This is a genomic window from Polaribacter sp. Hel1_85 (assembly GCF_000766795.1).
Taxonomy (GTDB): Bacteria; Bacteroidota; Bacteroidia; order Flavobacteriales; family Flavobacteriaceae; genus Polaribacter.
This window is the reverse complement of the sequence record NZ_JPDS01000003.1, coordinates 514699-533758: the sequence shown is the minus strand read 5'-3', so window position 1 is coordinate 533758 and position 19060 is coordinate 514699. Positions and strand designations below refer to the sequence as shown.

At 29.6% G+C, this 19060-nt stretch carries 11 protein-coding genes and 1 pseudogene; 1 reads left to right on the top strand and 11 read right to left on the bottom strand.

Going from position 1 to position 19060, the window contains the following annotated elements; translation table 11 throughout:
* The first annotated feature begins 107 nt into the window (after nt 1–107).
* The gene (locus tag PHEL85_RS15925; RefSeq protein WP_036827449.1) at nt 108–7079 is read left to right on the top strand and encodes a leucine-rich repeat domain-containing protein; all 6972 of its coding nucleotides are present in this window, start codon (nt 108–110) and stop codon (nt 7077–7079) included.
* A gap of 256 nt (nt 7080–7335) precedes the next feature.
* Here the strand turns inward: PHEL85_RS15925 and PHEL85_RS15920 are convergent, their stop codons facing one another.
* The 11 genes and pseudogenes from PHEL85_RS15920 to PHEL85_RS15870 form a co-directional block, all read right to left on the bottom strand.
* Complete coding sequence (locus PHEL85_RS15920; RefSeq protein WP_036827446.1) at nt 7336–9711, bottom strand: efflux RND transporter permease subunit; 2376 nt, start codon at nt 9709–9711, stop codon at nt 7336–7338.
* 94 nt (nt 9712–9805) lie between these two features.
* Nucleotides 9806–10360 carry a ribosome recycling factor gene (gene frr, locus PHEL85_RS15915; RefSeq protein ID WP_036827443.1) on the bottom strand — a complete coding sequence of 185 codons (555 nt, stop codon included), beginning with the start codon at nt 10358–10360 and terminating at the stop codon, nt 9806–9808.
* 27 nt (nt 10361–10387) lie between these two features.
* The gene (gene pyrH, locus PHEL85_RS15910) at nt 10388–11098 is read right to left on the bottom strand and encodes a UMP kinase (RefSeq protein ID WP_036827972.1); all 711 of its coding nucleotides are present in this window, start codon (nt 11096–11098) and stop codon (nt 10388–10390) included.
* A gap of 114 nt (nt 11099–11212) precedes the next feature.
* Nucleotides 11213–12184: a translation elongation factor Ts gene (gene tsf, locus PHEL85_RS15905; RefSeq protein ID WP_036827440.1), complete on the bottom strand. Its 972-nt coding sequence runs from the start codon at nt 12182–12184 to the stop codon at nt 11213–11215.
* A gap of 24 nt (nt 12185–12208) precedes the next feature.
* Nucleotides 12209–13036: a 30S ribosomal protein S2 gene (rpsB, locus tag PHEL85_RS15900; protein ID WP_036827438.1), complete on the bottom strand. Its 828-nt coding sequence runs from the start codon at nt 13034–13036 to the stop codon at nt 12209–12211.
* Nucleotides 13037–13190: 154 nt separating this feature from the next.
* A complete protein-coding gene (gene rpsI / locus PHEL85_RS15895; RefSeq protein WP_036827435.1) occupies nt 13191–13577 on the bottom strand; it encodes a 30S ribosomal protein S9 in 387 nt (128 codons plus the stop codon).
* Nucleotides 13577–14032 (bottom strand): 50S ribosomal protein L13, encoded by a 456-nt coding sequence (gene rplM / locus PHEL85_RS15890; protein WP_036827432.1) that lies wholly within the window; start codon nt 14030–14032, stop codon nt 13577–13579. Before rplM ends, rpsI begins: the two co-directional genes overlap by 1 nt.
* A 237-nt stretch (nt 14033–14269) precedes the next feature.
* Nucleotides 14270–15181, bottom strand: coding sequence for a response regulator (locus tag PHEL85_RS15885; RefSeq protein WP_036827430.1), 912 nt, complete (start codon nt 15179–15181; stop codon nt 14270–14272).
* On the bottom strand, nt 15178–17550 hold the full coding sequence (locus PHEL85_RS15880) for a sensor histidine kinase (protein WP_036827428.1): 2373 nt from the start codon (nt 17548–17550) through the stop codon (nt 15178–15180). Before PHEL85_RS15880 ends, PHEL85_RS15885 begins: the two co-directional genes overlap by 4 nt.
* Nucleotides 17550–18752: pseudogene (locus PHEL85_RS15875) on the bottom strand (DNA cytosine methyltransferase). The gene PHEL85_RS15880 and the pseudogene PHEL85_RS15875 overlap by 1 nt, the downstream one beginning before the upstream one ends.
* Before the next feature lies 1 nt (nt 18753).
* Nucleotides 18754–18960, bottom strand: coding sequence for a helix-turn-helix domain-containing protein (locus PHEL85_RS15870; protein WP_410477256.1), 207 nt, complete (start codon nt 18958–18960; stop codon nt 18754–18756).
* Nucleotides 18961–19060: the final 100 nt, after the last annotated feature.

Here is a 19060-nt window from a genome sequence, read left to right as displayed (position 1 = left end):
CTGAATTAGCCAATTTTTACATTTTTAGTCATAAAAATACCTAGAAGTAGGTATTTACTTGTACTAATAACAACACTATTTTTGACTATGACCTAAAAACCAGTATCATGAAAACAAAATTACTACTTTTTTTTATGCTATTTAGTGCGTTATTGCAAGCGCAAATTTCACAAACAGAACGCGAGGCACTAATTGAAATATACAATGCTACAGGTGGCGATAATTGGACGAACAATACCAATTGGGATACTGATCCTAATTCTAATTCAGATGTGTCTACTTGGCATGGAGTTTCTGTTGAACAAATTACTGGACAAGATTATGTAAGGCAAATTAATTTATCTAATAATAATTTAAATGGAACTGTCCCAAATTCAATTAATTATTTAGTAAGGTTACACACTTTAGATATTTCTAAAAATAATTTCATAACTGGTCTATTAAATATTGAAGATGAGAGTAATCACCTCTTAAATTTAAATTCTAGTGATACAGGAATTAGTTCTTTAAAGTTACCTAGAAATATGACTTTAAATATAAAAAACACTCCAAATTTAGGTTGTGTAGAAGTACCAACAACATCAGTGAGTTATTATGGAAGCCTCTCTATGGATTATTTTGATTTAGGTGTAAAAATTACAGATAATTGCTCAGGAATTTCAAATTTAGATGCTATTGAGAGAGATGTCTTAGAAACAATTTACAATGCAACAAATGGAAATTCTTGGAGTAGTAGAACTTATAGTAGTGTAGATAATAATTATGAGAGTTCAGATTTAAAAGGTATAGAAACTGCAGAGTTTGGTGGAGTTAGAAAACTTACAAAATTGTATTTATCTGGCATGAATTTAAACGGTGCTTTACCCTCAGAAATTGATGATTTTTCAGAATTGTTAGAATTAAATTTATCTCAAAATCAACTCAATTTATTACCAACAGAGATTGGAAACTTATCAAAATTAACTAGCTTAAACATAAATAGTAATTATGGAATTACAACATTGCCAGCGGTTGTTGGTAATTTAGCTGAATTAGTTTCTTTAACATTTAGCAATACACAAATAGATTTGTTTCCAACTTCTTTAGGAAATTTATCTAAATTAAAAAATTTAGAATTTGCAAGTACTAGAATTACCTTATTGCCACCAGAAATAGGTAATTTATCAGAATTAACAAGATTAGTTGCTGCACCAAACAATATTGCAAGTATTCCTACAGAATTTGGGCAGCTTACAAAACTTACTTATTTAGATTTTGCTAATTGTCAAATTTCTAACACACCTGCTGCATTTGCTAATTTAACAGAATTAGAAACATTGTATTTAAATAACAACCAAATTCAGGTAGTGTCTGGTTTAGGTGGGTTTACAAAACTAAAAAGATTGCGTTTGCATGATAATAGATTAGGTGAAGATAATCCTAATTTTAATACAGACTTACCTTCAGATTTAGGAGATTTAGTGTTGTTAGAAGAATTAACGTTAAACAATAATAAATTAACTAGTTTACCAATTTCTATAGGTAATTTAATATTAATAAAAGAGCTGCCTTTAGAAGGCAATAAGTTAACCACTTTACCATCAACTGTAGGTAATTTAACAAGTTTAGAGGAGTTGTATTTAGGAAATGCTTCAGGACATGGAAATGAGCTAACAAGTTTGCCAGCCGAAATCGGTAATTTAAGTAATTTAAAGATTTTGTATGTCCAATACAATCGGTTAACAAGTTTACCAATAGAGATTGGAGATTTAAGTAATTTAGAGTATTTAGATGTTTCAAATCAAATTACATATAATCCAACAACGTACTATATGACAAGTTTGCCAGCAAGTATGAATAACTTAACAAGCTTAAAAGATTTTAAAGCAACAGGCAATAGAATTGAAGGCGATATAGATATCAGTAGTATAACTACATTAACAAATTTACAATTTTACGATAATAGAATAAGTGGATTAAAATTAGGTGTAGGACCATTTTATAGTCAATTTACAAGCAATCCAAATTTGAGTTGTATTGAAGTTCCAACAGCAGAAGTTACGAATTGGGAGAATGATATTAATAATCAAGTTTATACAGATAATGGAGTTGCTTTTAGTGATAATTGTACAGGTTATAGAATTCCACAATTAGAAAGAGAAGCATTGATTGCTTTTTATAATGCAACAGATGGAGGTACAAGTTGGACAGGACAATTTTGGGATACAGACCCAAACAGTTTAAGTAATGTTGGCGCTTGGGCAGGAGTAACAACGGCAATAGTAAATGGACAAAAACATGTTGTGAAAATAGAGTTGATTAGTAGAAATTTAAATGGTTTTATTCCATCAGAAATAAAAGATTTAACAGAGTTGCAAGAATTCGTTTTACATACAAATGGACATCATAATTTAAACGAGATAAAACCAGAGATTGGTCAGTTAAGTAAATTAGTAAGATTAGATTTAACAGGTCAAAGTATTTCAACTTTACCAACAGAGATTGGTAATTTATCAAGTTTAACGTATTTAAATTTATCAAATAACGAATTAACAAGTTTACCTACTGGAATAGGAAACTTTGCAGTATTAGAAGAACTTATTATATCAAATCAAACAAATAGAACAAATAATACAAAAACCTTAACAAGTTTACCAGATGAAATTGGGAATATTACTTCTTTAAAGAAGTTTGATATTACAGGGAATGTACTAACCACACTACCAACTACTATAGGCGGTTTAACAAGTTTAGAGGAGTTGTATTTAGGAAATACTTCAGGACATGGAAATGAGCTAACAAGTTTACCAGCCGAAATCGGTAATTTAAGTAATTTAAAGATTTTGTATGTCCAATACAATCGGTTAACAAGTTTACCAATAGAGATTGGAGATTTAAGTAATTTAGAGTATTTAGATGTTTCAAATCAAATTACATATAATCCAACAACGTACTATATGACAAGTTTGCCAGCAAGTATGAATAACTTAACAAGCTTAAAAGATTTTAAAGCAACAGGCAATAGAATTGAAGGCGATATAGATATCAGTAGTATAACTACATTAACAAATTTACAATTTTACGATAATAGAATAAGTGGATTAAAATTAGGTGTAGGACCATTTTATAGTCAATTTACAAGCAATCCAAATTTGAGTTGTATTGAAGTTCCAACAGCAGAAGTTACGAATTGGGAGAATGATATTAATAATCAAGTTTATACAGATAATGGAGTTGCTTTTAGTGATAATTGTACAGGTTATAGAGTTCCACAATTAGAAAGAGAAGCATTGATTGCTTTTTATAATGCAACAGATGGAGGTACAAGTTGGACAGGACAATTTTGGGATACAGACCCAAACAGTTTAAGTAATGTTGGCGCTTGGGCAGGAGTAACAACAGCATTGATAAATGGACAAAAGCATGTTGTTAAAATAGATTTAACCAACAGACATTTAAATGGATTTGTACCATCAGAGATAAAGGGTTTAACAGAATTACAAGAATTGATTTTAAATGCTAGTTCTTTAGGAATAGGGCTTTTAACAGAGATAAAACCAGAGATTGGTCAGTTAAGTAAATTAGTAAGATTAGATTTAACAGGTCAAAGTATTTCAACTTTACCAATAGAGATTGGTAATTTATCAAGTTTAACGTATTTAAATTTATCAAATAACGAATTAACAAGTTTACCTACTGGAATAGGAAACTTTGCAGTATTAGAAGAACTTATTATATCAAATCAAACAAATAGAACAAATAATACAAAAACCTTGACAAGTTTACCAGATGAAATAGGTAGTATTGCTAGTTTAAAGAAATTTGATATTACAGGAAACGCACTTACATCTTTACCATCAACTGTAGGTAATTTAACAAGTTTAGAGGAGTTGTATTTAGGAAATGCTTCAGGACATGGAAATGAACTAACAAGTTTGCCAGCCGAAATCGGTAATTTAAGTAATTTAAAGATTTTGTATGTCCAATACAATCGGTTAACAAGTTTACCAATAGAGATTGGAGATTTAAGTAATTTAGAGTATTTAGATGTTTCAAATCAAATTACATATAATCCAACAACGTACTATATGACAAGTTTGCCAGCAAGTATGAATAACTTAACAAGCTTAAAAGATTTTAAAGCAACAGGCAATAGAATTGAAGGCGATATAGATATCAGTAGTATAACTACATTAACAAATTTACAATTTTACGATAATAGAATAAGTGGATTAAAATTAGGTGTAGGACCATTTTATAGTCAATTTACAAGCAATCCTAATTTGAGTTGTATTGAAGTTCCGACAGCAGAAGTTACGAATTGGGAGAATGATATTAATAATCAAGTTTATACAGATAATGGAGTTGCTTTTAGTGATAATTGTACAGGTTATAGAGTTCCACAATTAGAAAGAGAAGCATTGATTGCTTTTTATAATGCAACAGATGGAGGTACAAATTGGACAGGACAATTTTGGGATACAGACCCAAACAGTTTAAGTAATGTTGGCGCTTGGGCAGGAGTAACAACAGCATTGATAAATGGACAAAAGCATGTTGTTAAAATAGATTTAACCAACAGACATTTAAATGGATTAGTACCATCAGAGATAAAGGATTTAACAGAATTACAAGAATTGATTTTAAATGCTAGTTCTTTAGGAATAGGGCTTTTAACAGAGATAAAACCAGAGATTGGTCAGTTAAGTAAATTAGTGAGATTAGATTTAACAGGTCAAAGTATTTCAACTTTACCAACAGAGATTGGTAATTTATCAAGTTTAACGTATTTAAATTTATCAAATAACGAATTAACAAGTTTACCTACTGGAATAGGAAACTTTGCAGTATTAGAAGAACTTATTATATCAAATCAAACAAATAGAACAAATAATACAAAAACCTTAACAAGTTTACCAGATGAAATTGGGAATATCGCAAGTTTAAAGAAGTTATATTTAAATCAAAATAAATTAGGAAGTATTCCAATAACAATAGGCAATTTATCTAGTTTAGAGATTTTAGATTTAGAAAACAATGAAATAACATCTTTACCAGTATCAATAAATAACTTAAATACTTTAAAAGAGTTTTTAGCTGCATATAACTTTATTGAAGGAGCATTAGATTTAAGCAACTTAACAGTTTTAAATAGATTATACTTACAATATAATAATATATCTGGGTTAAAGTTAAACCTTGCTCCAACAGCATTTAATGACAGTCAATATTATTTAAACCTCACAAGAAATGCTTTAGGTTGTATAGAAGTACCTAATGATGAGTTAGTTTCTTGGCAATTATCAAATTATACTGAAGAAAATTATTATATAGATAATGGCGTTGTGTTTTCAGATAATTGTAGTGCAGTAAGTAATAATTCTATTCCAGATATAGAAAGAGAAGCTTTAATTGCAATTTACAACAGTACAAATGGTAGTTCTTGGAATAATGATTTATCAGAGAACTCTTATTTTGGAGTTCCTTGGGTTGCAGATGTAAATCAAAAAAGAAATGTGGGCGCTTGGTTTGGAGTAACAACAGCTGTTATAAACGGACAAAAACATGTTACTAAGGTAGAGTTAAATTCAAATAAATTGAAAGGAATAATTCCATCAGAAATTAAGAATTTAACCCAATTAAAAGAATTAGAGCTTAATAACAATTCTATTTCTAGTTTGCCAACTGAAATAGGTGAGTTGGTAAATTTAGAGCAGCTAACAATTACAAGTCAGTATAATAGCACAGGTGCTGAATATGTATTAAAAAGAATTCCTACAGAAATCAATAATATTACTTCATTAAGAAGGTTAGACATAAGTTCTAATGCTATAGATGATAATTTAGATTTTTCAAATTTAACAAACCTTACAGCATTAAGTGTTTCTTCAAATCAAATTACTGGATTAAAAATTGGGGTTTCTCCTAATGTATTTGATAACCAAAATCAAGATGGTTTTTCAAATTCATTCAGTTTTTATAATCAATACTTAAACTGTATAGTTGTGCCACAAAATACCATTGCAGATTGGGAGGCAAGCAGTTTTGCATCTAGTTATCCAAACATAGTTTGGGGTCAAGATTGTAACGCATATAATAATGTGCCACAAGGAGAAATACAAGCATTAGTAGATATGTATAACAATTTAGATGGTGAAAATTGGACAAACAATACCAATTGGACAGGTAGTTTGGCTAAAGCAACAGAAAACCCACCTTACAATGCTACTAAATGGCAAGGAGTAACTACCAAAATTGTAGATGGTGGTAAACACATCACAATAATTCAAATGAGTAATAATAAATTAGAAGGTACAATTTCTAGTAGTATAGGGAACCTATCTAAATTAGAAACATTAAACCTGTCTTCTAATAAATTAATAGGAATGTTGCCAGAAGAAATGAGCAATCTTTCTAGCTTAAAAACTGCTTATTTTCAAAGCAATGAGTTATCTGGGAAAGTTCCAGATTTTTCAGGAATATCAACTTTAGAAATTTTATACATAAGTAATAATAAATTTCAATTCGGAGATTTTGAAGATGAGTTTACAACATACAAAAGTCTTCCAACTTTTGAATATTTAAATCAATCTAAAGTTGGTGAAGAGGAAGATAAAAGTTTTGGTAACACCGGTTTTAGTTTAGAAGCTGAAGTTAGTGGAGAAAATAATGAATATCAATGGTATAAAAATGGCGCTCCAATTACAGATGCTACAAGTAAAACCTATATAATTACAGAAGCATCAGTAACAGATAATGGCTATTATTTTTGTTATGTTACAAATACTGTAGTTGATAGTTTAACTATTCAAACAGAAAATGTAACACTTAATTATGATGCAGCATTATCTGTGGAAGGTGAAAACTTTGCTAAATCATTTAAATTATATCCAAATCCTGTTCAAAACAGTTTACAGATTAGAAATGATAGTAATAATAAAATTCTTAGTATTGAAATCTTTAATTTATTAGGGAAGAAAATACAAGTTGTTAATAATCCTTTGAATTTGATAGATGTTTCACAATTATCAAAAGGAATCTATTTAATGAACATTATCACTGAAAAAGGAAGAACAACAAAAAGAATTATGAAAAAGTAACTTTAGTTCTTTAATAGAAATTTGAGTGTTGTAATTGCATTCGGATTTTTTAAGTAGTTTATTTTTAAATTTAGGGTGTAAACACCTATAAAATTTATTGATATATTTTATACTTTTGAACTATTAAAGATTTTATATAACTTCTTTAATAAATTTTTGATTTTTTGTTAGATTGAAAATCGGATGTTTTTTAAAACATCCGATTTTTATTTTTTATAAATATAAGTTCGCAAAAACTAAAAGTAGAATTTAAATTTTACTCTTCTATTTTATCTTCCTCAGGTGGAAAAATCTTTATTGAAGGTTCTTTAAATACTTTCTTATTTGCTATTTTCTTCTCAAAAGTCAAAAGTAAAGAAGGTAAGAGTAATAAGTTAGAAACCATTGCTAGTAACAAGGTAATGGAGACTAAACCACCTAATGCAATCGTACCGCCAAAACTAGAAAGAGTAAAAACTAAAAAACCAAAAAACAACACAATAGAAGTATAAAACATACTTACACCTGTTTCTCGAAGAGCTGAGTACACAGAAGGTTTTACACGCCATTTGCTTGCGATTAATTCTTGTCTATATTTGGCTAGAAAATGAATCGTATCATCTACAGAAATACCAAAAGCAATACTAAACACTAAAATTGTTGATGGTTTGATAGGAATGTCTAAGAATCCCATTAATCCCGCAGTAATTAATAAAGGTAATATATTTGGTATCAAAGAAATAAAAATCATTTGAGGTGATCTAAACATCCAAGCCATAAAAAGGGCAATTAAAAAAATTGCTAATGACAAAGAAATAACCAGATTTTTAATTAAATAATTGGTTCCTTTTATAAAAACTAAGGCTTTACCGGTTAAAGAAACATCGTATTTATCTGAAGGAAACTCTTTAGCTATAACCGCTTTTAATCGTTCTTGAATTGTATTCATTTTTTCAGTACCAATGTCTTTCATAAAAGTTGTTATTCTTGCATAACGACCCGTAGAATCTACAAAGTTTTTAAGCATACCAGCTTCACTGTTTGAGTTTTTCGTGTACGCAAAAATGTAACTTTGCTCTTGGGTTGTTGGTAACTGATAATATTTAGGATTCCCCTTGTAATAAGCCTGTTTAGAGTATTTTACTAAGTTAGTAACTGATATAGGTTTAGATAGTTCTGGAAAAGTTTCTATAGCTTCATTAATTTTTTCCATCTTTTTAAGAGTGGATAATTTCATGACACCTTTTTCTTTTTTTGTATCAACTAAAATTTCTAAAGGCATGATACCTCCAAATTCACTTTCAAAGAATTTAATGTCCTTATAAAATTCTAAACTCTTTGGCATATCTTCAATTAAGCTTCCAGAAACTTTAATTTGATAAACCCCAATTATTCCACCAATTATAACAATTACTGTCGCAAAATAAATAGTAATTCTTCGGTTTCTAACCATTTTTTCCATCCAATCAACTACATTTTCAATCCATCTTTTTTCAAGATGATTTAAATGTTTTTTCTTTGGAAGTGGCATAAAACTATATAAAATAGGAATGATTAATAAAGCCAGTATAAAGATGCTAATGATGTTTACAGAAGCTAAAATTCCGAATTCACGAAGTAAACTACTTTTTACAAAAACAAAAGTTGCAAAACCAGATGCTGTTGTAATATTTGTCATTAAAGTAGCATTCCCAATTTTAGAAATTACACGTTGCAAAGCTTTCGCTTGTTGCCCGTGTTTTTTAATTTCTTGTTGATATTTATTAATCAAGAAGACAGCATTTGGCACACCAATTACAATAATTAAAGGAGGTATTAATGCAGATAAAACTGTTATTTCATAACCAAACCAACCTATAAACCCAAAGGCCCAAGTAACACCAATCATTACCACTAAAAGTGTGATAAAAGTTGCTCTAAATGATCTAAAGAAAAAGAAGAATATTACAGCAGTAATACCTAATGCTCCACCCACAAAAAGTATAATTTCATCTTGTATATTTTGTGCGTTTAGTGTTCTAATATAAGGCATTCCCGAAACTCGAATGTCTACATTATTTTCTTTCTCGAATTTTTTTATGGTTGGTATTAAAGTGTTAAAAATAAAATCTCTACGTTTTGGCGTATTTATAATGTCTTTCTTTATATAAATGGCGGTCTGTAGTGTTCCTGTTTCTTTGTTAAACAACAAATTATCGTAGAAAGGAAGTTTTTCAAAAAGTTGTTTCTTGATGTCTAAAACTTCTTTGCTTGTCGTTGGGTTTTTATCATACAAAGGTTCTAGCACAAATTTTCTGTTCTTTCTATCTGCTTTTAATTTTTGAACATCAGCAATTGAAAGTGTAAAATCTATTTCGTCTAAACTATCAAACTTTTTAACTAAGCTATTCCAAGCATTGAATTTTTTTGGTGTAAAAACCGTAGCGTCTTTAATTCCAAGAATCACTAAGTTCCCTTCTTCTCCAAAAATTTTTAAGAATTGATTGTATTGTAAATTCGCTTCATGGTCTTCTGGCAATAGATTAGCTTCTGTATATGAAAACTTCATATACTTCATTTGTGATGCTAATAAGCCTGTAATGATTGCAATACCTAGTAATACCAAATAACGGTTTCTTAAGATAAGGCCAGCAACTTTTGTCCAGAAATTCATTTAGAAAAATTTACGAAAATGTATTAATTTGTATGTTTTATAAATAAAAAGAGAGTGCTAAGAAACACTCTCTTTTTTATTCTTTTAAGTTCTTTTAAACTTTCATTATTTCTACTTCTTTTACAGCCAGTTTCTCTTCTGTTTGTTTTACAAAAGTATCTGTTAATTGTTGTATGTCATCTTCCGCATTTTTCTTCATGTCTTCAGATATGTCTGTTTTTTTGATATCATTATTAGCGTCTTTACGCGCATTTCTAATACCAACTTTAGCGTGTTCTGCTTCAGCTTTTGCTTGTTTAGCCAAGTTTATTCTTCTTTCTTCGGTTAATGGCGGAACATTAATCATAATAAGATCACCATTATTCATTGGGTTAAAACCTAGGTTTGCAATTTGAATTGCTTTTTCAATTGGTTGTAACATGTTTTTTTCCCAAGGTTGAATACTAATGGTTCTAGCATCTGGAGTATTAACATTAGCTACTTGACTTAATGGAGTTTGAGAACCATAATAATCTACCATTATATTAGATAGCATAGAAGGAGATGCCTTACCAGCTCTAATAGTTCGTAATTCTTTAACTAAATGCTCTATAGCATTATTCATAGCTTCTTTAGCTGTATCTAGAATAAATTCAATTTCTTCGTTCATCTTTAGTGATTTTTTAAAAGATTATGATTATTGATTATCAACAATAGTACCAATTTTTTCTCCTGAAACTAACTTCAATAAGTTTCCGTTTGTATTCATGTCAAAAACAATTATTGGTAATTTGTTTTCTTCACTTAATGTAAATGCTGTCATATCCATTACTTTAAGACCTTTTTTAATTACGTCTTTAAAGGTAATAGTTTCAAATTTAATGGCATCTTTATCTTTTTCTGGATCTGTGTTATAGATTCCATCTACACGTGTTCCTTTTAAGATGGCATCTGCATCTATTTCTATTGCTCTTAAAACTGCAGCAGTATCTGTTGTAAAATACGGATTTCCTGTACCAGCTCCAAAAATAACAACTCTACCTTTTTCTAAATGGCGGATTGCTTTTCTTTTAATATAAGGTTCTGCAACTTCTTTTATTTCTAAGGCTGTTTGTAAACGTGTATGAACACCTGCATCTTCTAAAGCACTTTGCAATGCTAATCCATTAATACAGGTTGCTAGCATTCCCATATGATCACCCTGAACACGATCCATACCATTTGCAGCACCAGCTACTCCTCTAAAAATATTTCCACCACCAATTACAATAGCGACTTCAATACCTTTAGCAACTACTTTTTTGATTTCTTGTGCATATTCAGAGAGGCGTTTAGGATCTATTCCATATTGTCTATCACCCATTAATGCTTCTCCACTTAATTTTAAAAGAATTCTATTGTATTGCATAGCTTGTTTTGAAAGTTGTGCAAAATTAAGTATTTTTTTTTGAGTTTCCTTTTTTTGGGAAACAAAAAAACCTCGCAAATTTTGCGAGGTTTTTAAATATAAGATTTAAGATGATTATCCTAAAGTAACTCTTTTGAATCCACTTACAGAAACATCACCATATGTTTTTACATATGCTGCAACATTTTTCTTTTCATCTTTAATAAAAGATTGGTCTAAAAGACATTGCTCCATATCTAAAGTAGTATTATCAGAAATAAATCTTTCCATTTTTCCTGGTAAAATTCTATCCCAGATTTTTTCTGGTTTTCCTTCAGCAGCTAATTCAGCTTTTGCAGCTTCTTCAGCTTTTGCTAAAACTTCTTCAGATAATTGAGACATAGAAATAAATTGAGGAACATTTTTCAATGTTTTTCCTAATCTACCTAATTCAATATTATCTTTTTCGATTACCGCAATTCTTGCTTCTGTTTCAGCAGCTACAAATGCAGGGTCAAAATCTTTGTAAGATAAAGTTGTTGCACCCATAGAAGCTACTTGCATAGCTACATCTTTAGATAAAACATCAGCATTATCTACAGCAGCAGATAAACCAACTAAAGCAGCAATTTTACCAATGTGAGTATAAGCACCAACATAAGCAGCTTCGATTTTCTCAAAAGCTGTTATCTCTAACTTTTCTCCAATAACACCAGTTTGCTCAATTAATTTATCAGCAACAGTCATACCTCCAAAATCAGCAGCTAAAAAAGCTTCTTTATCAGCACAATTTAATGCGATTTCAGCAAATTGACCTCCTAATGCTACAAAAGCATCATTTTTACCAACAAAATCAGTCTCACAAGCTAATACGATTGCTACACCAGCAGTATTATCAGCATTGATTTTTGTTACTGCAACTCCTTCTGTAGATTCTCTATCAGCTCTTTTTGCAGCAATTTTTTGACCTTTTTTACGTAAAATATCAATTGCTTTATCAAAGTCACCACCAGATTCTACTAATGCCTTTTTACAGTCCATCATTCCAGCTCCTGTTGCTTCTCTTAATTTTTTAACATCAGCAGCACTAATCTTTACTGTTTCCATGTTATTTATATTTTTTAATGATTGTTATTTTTTTTCTTCAGCAGGAGTTTCAGTAACCTCAGCTTTAGTTTCTTCAACTTTCGCTTCTACAGCTTTAGGAGCAGCTTTTTCTGCTTTTGGAGCAGCAGCAACTTCTTTCGCTTCTTTTACTTTTTCTTTGTCTGCTTTTCTATCAGATAAACCTTCTGCGATTGATTCAGTTACAAAAGACAATACTTTGTCTATAGACTTAGAAGCATCATCATTTGCAGGAATTACAAAATCTACTAATCTAGGATCAGAGTTTGTATCTACCATTGCAAAAATAGGAATGTTTAATTTTTGAGCTTCTGCTACTGCAATGTGCTCTTTTTTAATATCTACTACAAATAATGCACCAGGTAAACGAGTCATATCAGAAATAGAACCTAAATTCTTTTCTAATTTTTCTCTCTGACGATTGATTTGTAATTTTTCTCTTTTAGATAATGCATCAAAAGAACCATCTTGCTTCATTCTATCAATATGAGCCATTTTTTTAACAGCTTTTCTAATAGTCACAAAGTTCGTTAACATACCACCTGGCCATCTTTCTGTAATGAAAGGCATGTTTACTGCTTTTGCTTTATCTGCAACAATATCTTTTGCTTGTTTTTTAGTAGCAACAAATAAAATTTTACGTCCAGAGTTTGCAATCTTTTTTAAAGCTTCTGAAGTTTCTTCTATTTTTGCTGCTGTTTTATACAAATCGATGATGTGAACACCATTACGTTCTGTATAAATGTATGGAGCCATGTTTGGGTTCCATTTTCTAGTTAAGTGTCCAAAGTGTACACCACTATCTAATAATTCTTGAATGTTTACGTTTGCCATTTTTTAAATGTGTTTACTTTCTGTTTCTGAAATCAATATATAAGTAGTCTTTTATGAGTCTTATATATTTAGATGCTAAACTGTTTAATATTAATTGTTTGTAATAATAACAGTTCTCGATATAATATAGTGCAAAATAAATTTTGCAAATAGATTAACGTTTCGAGAATTGGAATTTTTTACGTGCTTTTTTCTGACCGAATTTCTTACGCTCTACCATTCTTGGATCACGCGTTAATAATCCTTCTGGTTTTAACACCAATCTGTGCTCTTCGTTAATAGAAACTAAAGCTCTTGTAATTGCTAAACGAATAGCTTCTGCTTGTCCTGTAACTCCACCACCATAAACATTAACTTTGATATCATAAGATTCTAAGTTTTCTGTTAACATTAAAGGTTGTTGTACTTTATACTGTAAAGTACCTGTAGTAAAGTAATTTTTATATTCTTTACCGTTTACTGTAATGTTACCTTTTCCTTCAGAAAGGTAAATACGAGCAACAGCAGTTTTTCTTCTACCGATTTTGTGAACTGTATCCATTATTTAAGATCGTTAAGGTTAATAGCTTTAGGTTCTTGACCCGCTTGTTTGTGCTCTGCACCTGCATATACATACAAGTTTCTGTAAAGAGCTGATCCTAAAATATTTTTAGGTAACATTCCTTTTACTGCTTTTTCGATTAATCTTGTAGGATCTTTCTCAAACATTTCTGTTGCAGTTAATGATCTTTGTCCTCCTGGATACCCTGTGTGACGAATGTAAGATTTGTCTCTCCATTTGTTACCAGATAAAACAATTTTTTCTGCGTTGATAATAACCACGTTGTCTCCACAATCTACGTGAGGAGTAAAATTTGGTTTGTACTTACCTCTAATTAGCTTTGCAACTTTAGAAGCTAGACGACCCAACGTTTGCCCGTCTGCATCAACTAAAACCCACTCCTTGTTTACGGTAGCTTTGTTTGCTGATACTGTTTTGTAACTTAATGTGTTCATAATTACACTATTAGTTTTTGTTAATTAATATTTATATTTCCCTTAAAAAAGGAGTGCAAATGTACCGCTTTTTATTTGATTGACAAATAGTGTTTTAGAATTATTTTTGGGAAAATTAAATAATGAAATTTGGAAGTGAATCTTACTTTTTTTTAAAATTGTTAGATTTGGTTTTGACTTACTATTTTCAATTTTGGGTCTAGCGTTGGTTGGTGAGAATACCAAATGTGTATGGCTTTATGCTTTGGATTTTATTTTGTTCTCTATGTTGGAAATATTTTGAGTATGTTTATTAATATTCTTTCTAATATCTCTGCAAAGGCCTTTATCAAAATAAACTTCTTCGTTTTTTACTTTAAAGTATTCATTTCCATCTTCATCTTTCATTAATTCAGCGTGAGCAAATTGATTTCTAATATTTATAATTTCTTTTATATAGTCTTCTGAAAAATTTTCTTCTTTAAGAATATTTAAAATTTCCCCTAATGCATACACTTTTTGAGAAGAATCGAATAGAACATTGTCTTTTAGCACAATCTTTATCTTTCTTGCTTTAGCTTTATTAAGTTTTTCGCTAGCCCTTGCGAATATATTATCAAAAATATTTTCTAATACAGGTTTAATAGAATCCGACAATACAGGGTTTTTAAGTTGAGACTTTACAATGTTTTCCATTTTTAAGTCTAATGAACTTGTTTCTTGCATTATCATTCCTCTCATTGTTACGATATGTTGAAACATAGAAATAGTTAAATCAATTAACTCAATTATTGAGTTTCCTAATTCTCTATATGCACTTGCTTCATCCATTTGATGAAAGGTAATTCTACTATTATTTACGAGTTTTGTACTTGTAAGTTCACTATTGGCAGAATAGAAAAATATTTCAGTTAATATATGTTTTTCATCTCTTACAAAATCAATTACTTGACTACCGTGACTTTCGTTTAAATTTAAATCTGTAATTATTAAATCAAATGTTTCGTTATCTTCATACTTTTGTTTAAATTCTTCAAAATCTTCAGCAGTTTCAATAGAAACATTAAAGAATTCGTCTTCTAGATATTTTTTAACGTTCCCTCTTAGAGAAGTAAAAGGTTTAGTGTCGATTTTGTCTTCTACCCAAATAATCTTGTAGTCTAATTTCATAGCGGTATTTTGATTAGGAATTCAGCTCCATTAGAATTGGGTAAGCATTCAATCTTTGATTTATATTTTTCTAATATATCCCTAACGTGATATAGCCCAATTCCTGAACCATCTGTATTACTATATCTAAATTCGAATATGCTATCCATTACTTCATCAGGAATTCCATAGCCATTATCCTTAAAAAAAAGCAATAGATGTGTTTTATCTTTTTTCCATTCCAAAGAGACTTCAGTTGCTGTTGCTTTTCTGGAGTTTGAAAATAAATTATCTAGAACAACTGTAATTTCAAAAGGACGAAATTTCATTTCTTTTTTGAAATTAGGTTTAGTTATTGAAATTTTAATTGGACGTTTTTTATGGATAAATGAATCGGCAGGAATATAAATATTGTTTATATAATCATTAATGAATGAAACAATATCTTTTGTTATTTTTTCAGCTTGAGTATTAAATCCAGCTTTTGTTACAAACCTAGATGCACTAACTATTCTTTGCACTTCTAAACTAATATCTTTTATATCGTCAATTAATTCATTCTTGGGTTTTTCATCATTTATAGCATCTATCAAAGAGTCTAAACTCCAAGTAATATTACCAGCTGTATGTATTATTTGATGTTGTAGAGCTAATAAATCCTTTTTCTCACGACCAATTTGAGTTTTATCGAATAGTTTTTCAGCTATCTCCCTGTCAAGTTCTGTTTTTAACTCTTCATTTTCTATGTACTTTTGTAAAGCTTCTTCTTCAGCTTCTTCTTTTCTTGATTTTAGGTCAGAAAGCTTTTTTTCAACATTTTTTATTGTCTTCTTAACTTCATCTTTATCAAAACTATCAGAATCGATTTTTTCAGATAATTTTTTTAAAGTTCCTTGAGCAGATTTTTCACTCTTAGAGTCTAAAATATCAAGAATATTTTTAGAAACTTCAAACTTCTTTACAGATTTAGAGCGTGTTATAGAAGAAATTAATTGGCTAAGATTTTCGTTAACATTAAAAATACGCTCCCCTGGTTTACCTTCATTTTTCACAAAAGATTCGTTTATATTAATATAATCATCATCAGATAAAAAATTACCCCAATCTGTAATATCAATAGTATATTTTTCTAGTTTTTTTAATGTTTCATAGAAGTGTTTTTCCAAATGGAAGTATGATGAAGTTTTTATAAATCCATCACCTCTACTAGACGTTTCTTTTAGATTGTTGTTTTCTCCATTTATTGATATATATCCTAAAACTTCACGAGTTCCTAAATTTCTTGCATAACCTTGACCTTTTCTTACATCCATTTTAAAGGGATCGTCTCCTCTTTCTCCGTAAGGATAAATTCTTAGTCCATTTTTATAAACGAAAATATGACCATATTCTACAGGTTGTACACCCATTCTTCTGCTAAAAGTTGATTTTGCAGATTGATTCATAAAGAAAATAGAATAATGAATATCTTTAAAATTAGGAAATGGATTGTCTTCCTCAATTTTATAAACTAATTCTCCTCCTTCATAAAGTGTAGTGATTATAGAACTACTACTGATGTCAGATTCAATATAGCTAGTTTTCAGTTGGAGTGTTTCGAAAATTGGATTTTTGATTTCCCCATTAATAATTTTGAAATAATTAATTTCTGATTTCTCTAAATCACCTTTGTCAAATTTCTTTTTATTTTTTTCTTTTTGTTTTTCATCATTTTTGGCTTCGTCTTCAACCGAAAGAAATATTTTAAAAGAATCATCATCTTTAATAGCCGAGGGGTTAATAAGACGAGCTAATGAGTCTTTCAAATTTTCAAATTTTTCTCTTTCCCAATTATTATTAAGGTTTGAGATTTCTAAAACTGTGCCCTTATTTATTCCATAAGAACTCTCTTCCAATGTTTCGTGTAATACACTCACATTTACAAATTCATTATTACTGTCTTCTGCAAATTTATTCCAATCCGTAACTAGAGCTTCGACTTTAGCATCTTTCTCATCCTTTATAGTTTCAAGATATAATCCACTTCCAAGTCTATCACAAGAAAATCTACCAATTCCTTTTGCGCCTGCATACGCTCTCTTTACTTTGATTTTATCTCTAAAATTTTTGTAACTATCTTCTTCGTCTCCTTCTTTTTTGGACGAACGGGCTACAAAAAGCCATTTATCAAGTAAGTCTTGATAGCCCATTCCTTTTCCATTGTCTTTAATTATGATTTTTCCTTTCTCTGTATAGATGTCCTTAAAAATTACGTCAACTCTTGTTGCGTGAGCATCATACGAATTTTTGACTAATTCAAAAACAGCAATAAAATCATCAGTAATTAAGTCTCTACCAATTATGTTTTTTAATGCAGAACTAATTTTAAATTGTAATTGATTTTTTTGCATTAGTTAATTAGTTGTTTTAAAACTAAACCTGCTTGTTCTCCAAATAAAGGAGGTATGGCATTTCCAATTTGTGAATATCTTGGCACTTCTTCTGTTCTTCTTTTACCTCCAGTAGTATATTTACCTTTAAATTGATAACTATCTGGAAATGATTGAATACGAGCATATTCGCGAACTGTCATTATTCTTGGTTCGCAATAATGTATGTAATCATCTGGTAGTGTAGTTATAGTAGGAGTAGGCTTGTTTGCTTCTAAAATTTTTGTACTACTCTTTTTTAACTTAAATCTTGCTCTATAAGATGAACTCGTTAAATTTTCGTCTAAAGCAATTTTAAATCTGTTTTTTACAACATCAGTATGTTTAGCAAACCTATGACTATCAACTTTACTATTTTGTCTTTTGTGTTTTCTAAGATGTTTTTGATATTTAGATTCAATTTCACCGTAAACTCCTGCTTTGAAATTTGGAGTTTCTGAATCTACTTGACCCTTAGATTGAAGTAAATCTGATATAGCATTTTCTAAAGATGGATTCAACGTAAGTTTTTATTAATTAAAAATGTTTCTTTTTGTTTTTATTTCTTCAAAGAATGTTTCTTTATTTAAATCTGAATTATTTTCTACAAATTCATTTTGAATACCAACTAAAATGAATCTAGTTCTTTTTTGTGGTACTCCGTATTCAGCAAAATTTATAAGATGACCTTGAACAGTGTATCCTTTCTTTTTCAGTTCTTCAATTACATATAAAGAATAAGCTTTACCTTTTTTATCATTCTTTTTAAAACCTTGCGTAAAACCTCTAACATTTTCAAAGAAAATCAATTTTGGCATTACTAAGTCAATAAATTTAATGTAAGAATTGATTAAATCATTTCTAGAATCCTTTTCAATTCTTCTTCCTGCCATCGAAAAGCCTTGACAAGGTGGTCCTCCAGCAACCAAATCAATTTTACCTCTTAACTCTATTAGGTTTTCAGAATGATCTTCTATAACTTGATTTATATCGTGATGTTTTTGGTCTAGCCAATTTGGCCAATCAAAATGTTTTTTCTTTTTTATTAAATTATGTTCAAGTGTTTTAAATGCATCTTTACTTTTTTCGATAGCAAATGTTCCTTTCCAACCAGCATTATGGAGGCCTAATGAAAGTCCTCCACAACCAGAGAACAAATCGATATATGTTTTCTTGTTCTCCATTTTATAAATTATCTTTTGTAGAGTTTAATAATGCTCTAATATCTACATTAAGTGTATTAGCTATGTTTAGTAATGTATCTAAAGATGGTTGTCTAGCATTCGTGCACCATTGAGATATTGTAGATTCATCCTTGTTTAATTGTTCTGCTAACCATTTATTTTTTCTTCTAGTTTCTGCAAGAACTACTTTGATTCTATTTATTTCCACTTTTGCCAATTAATTTGCTTTATACACAAATATATTAACAAAAAATGGATATATTATATATTTTAAATTATTGTTTCTAACATTTATAATGTTAGTTGTT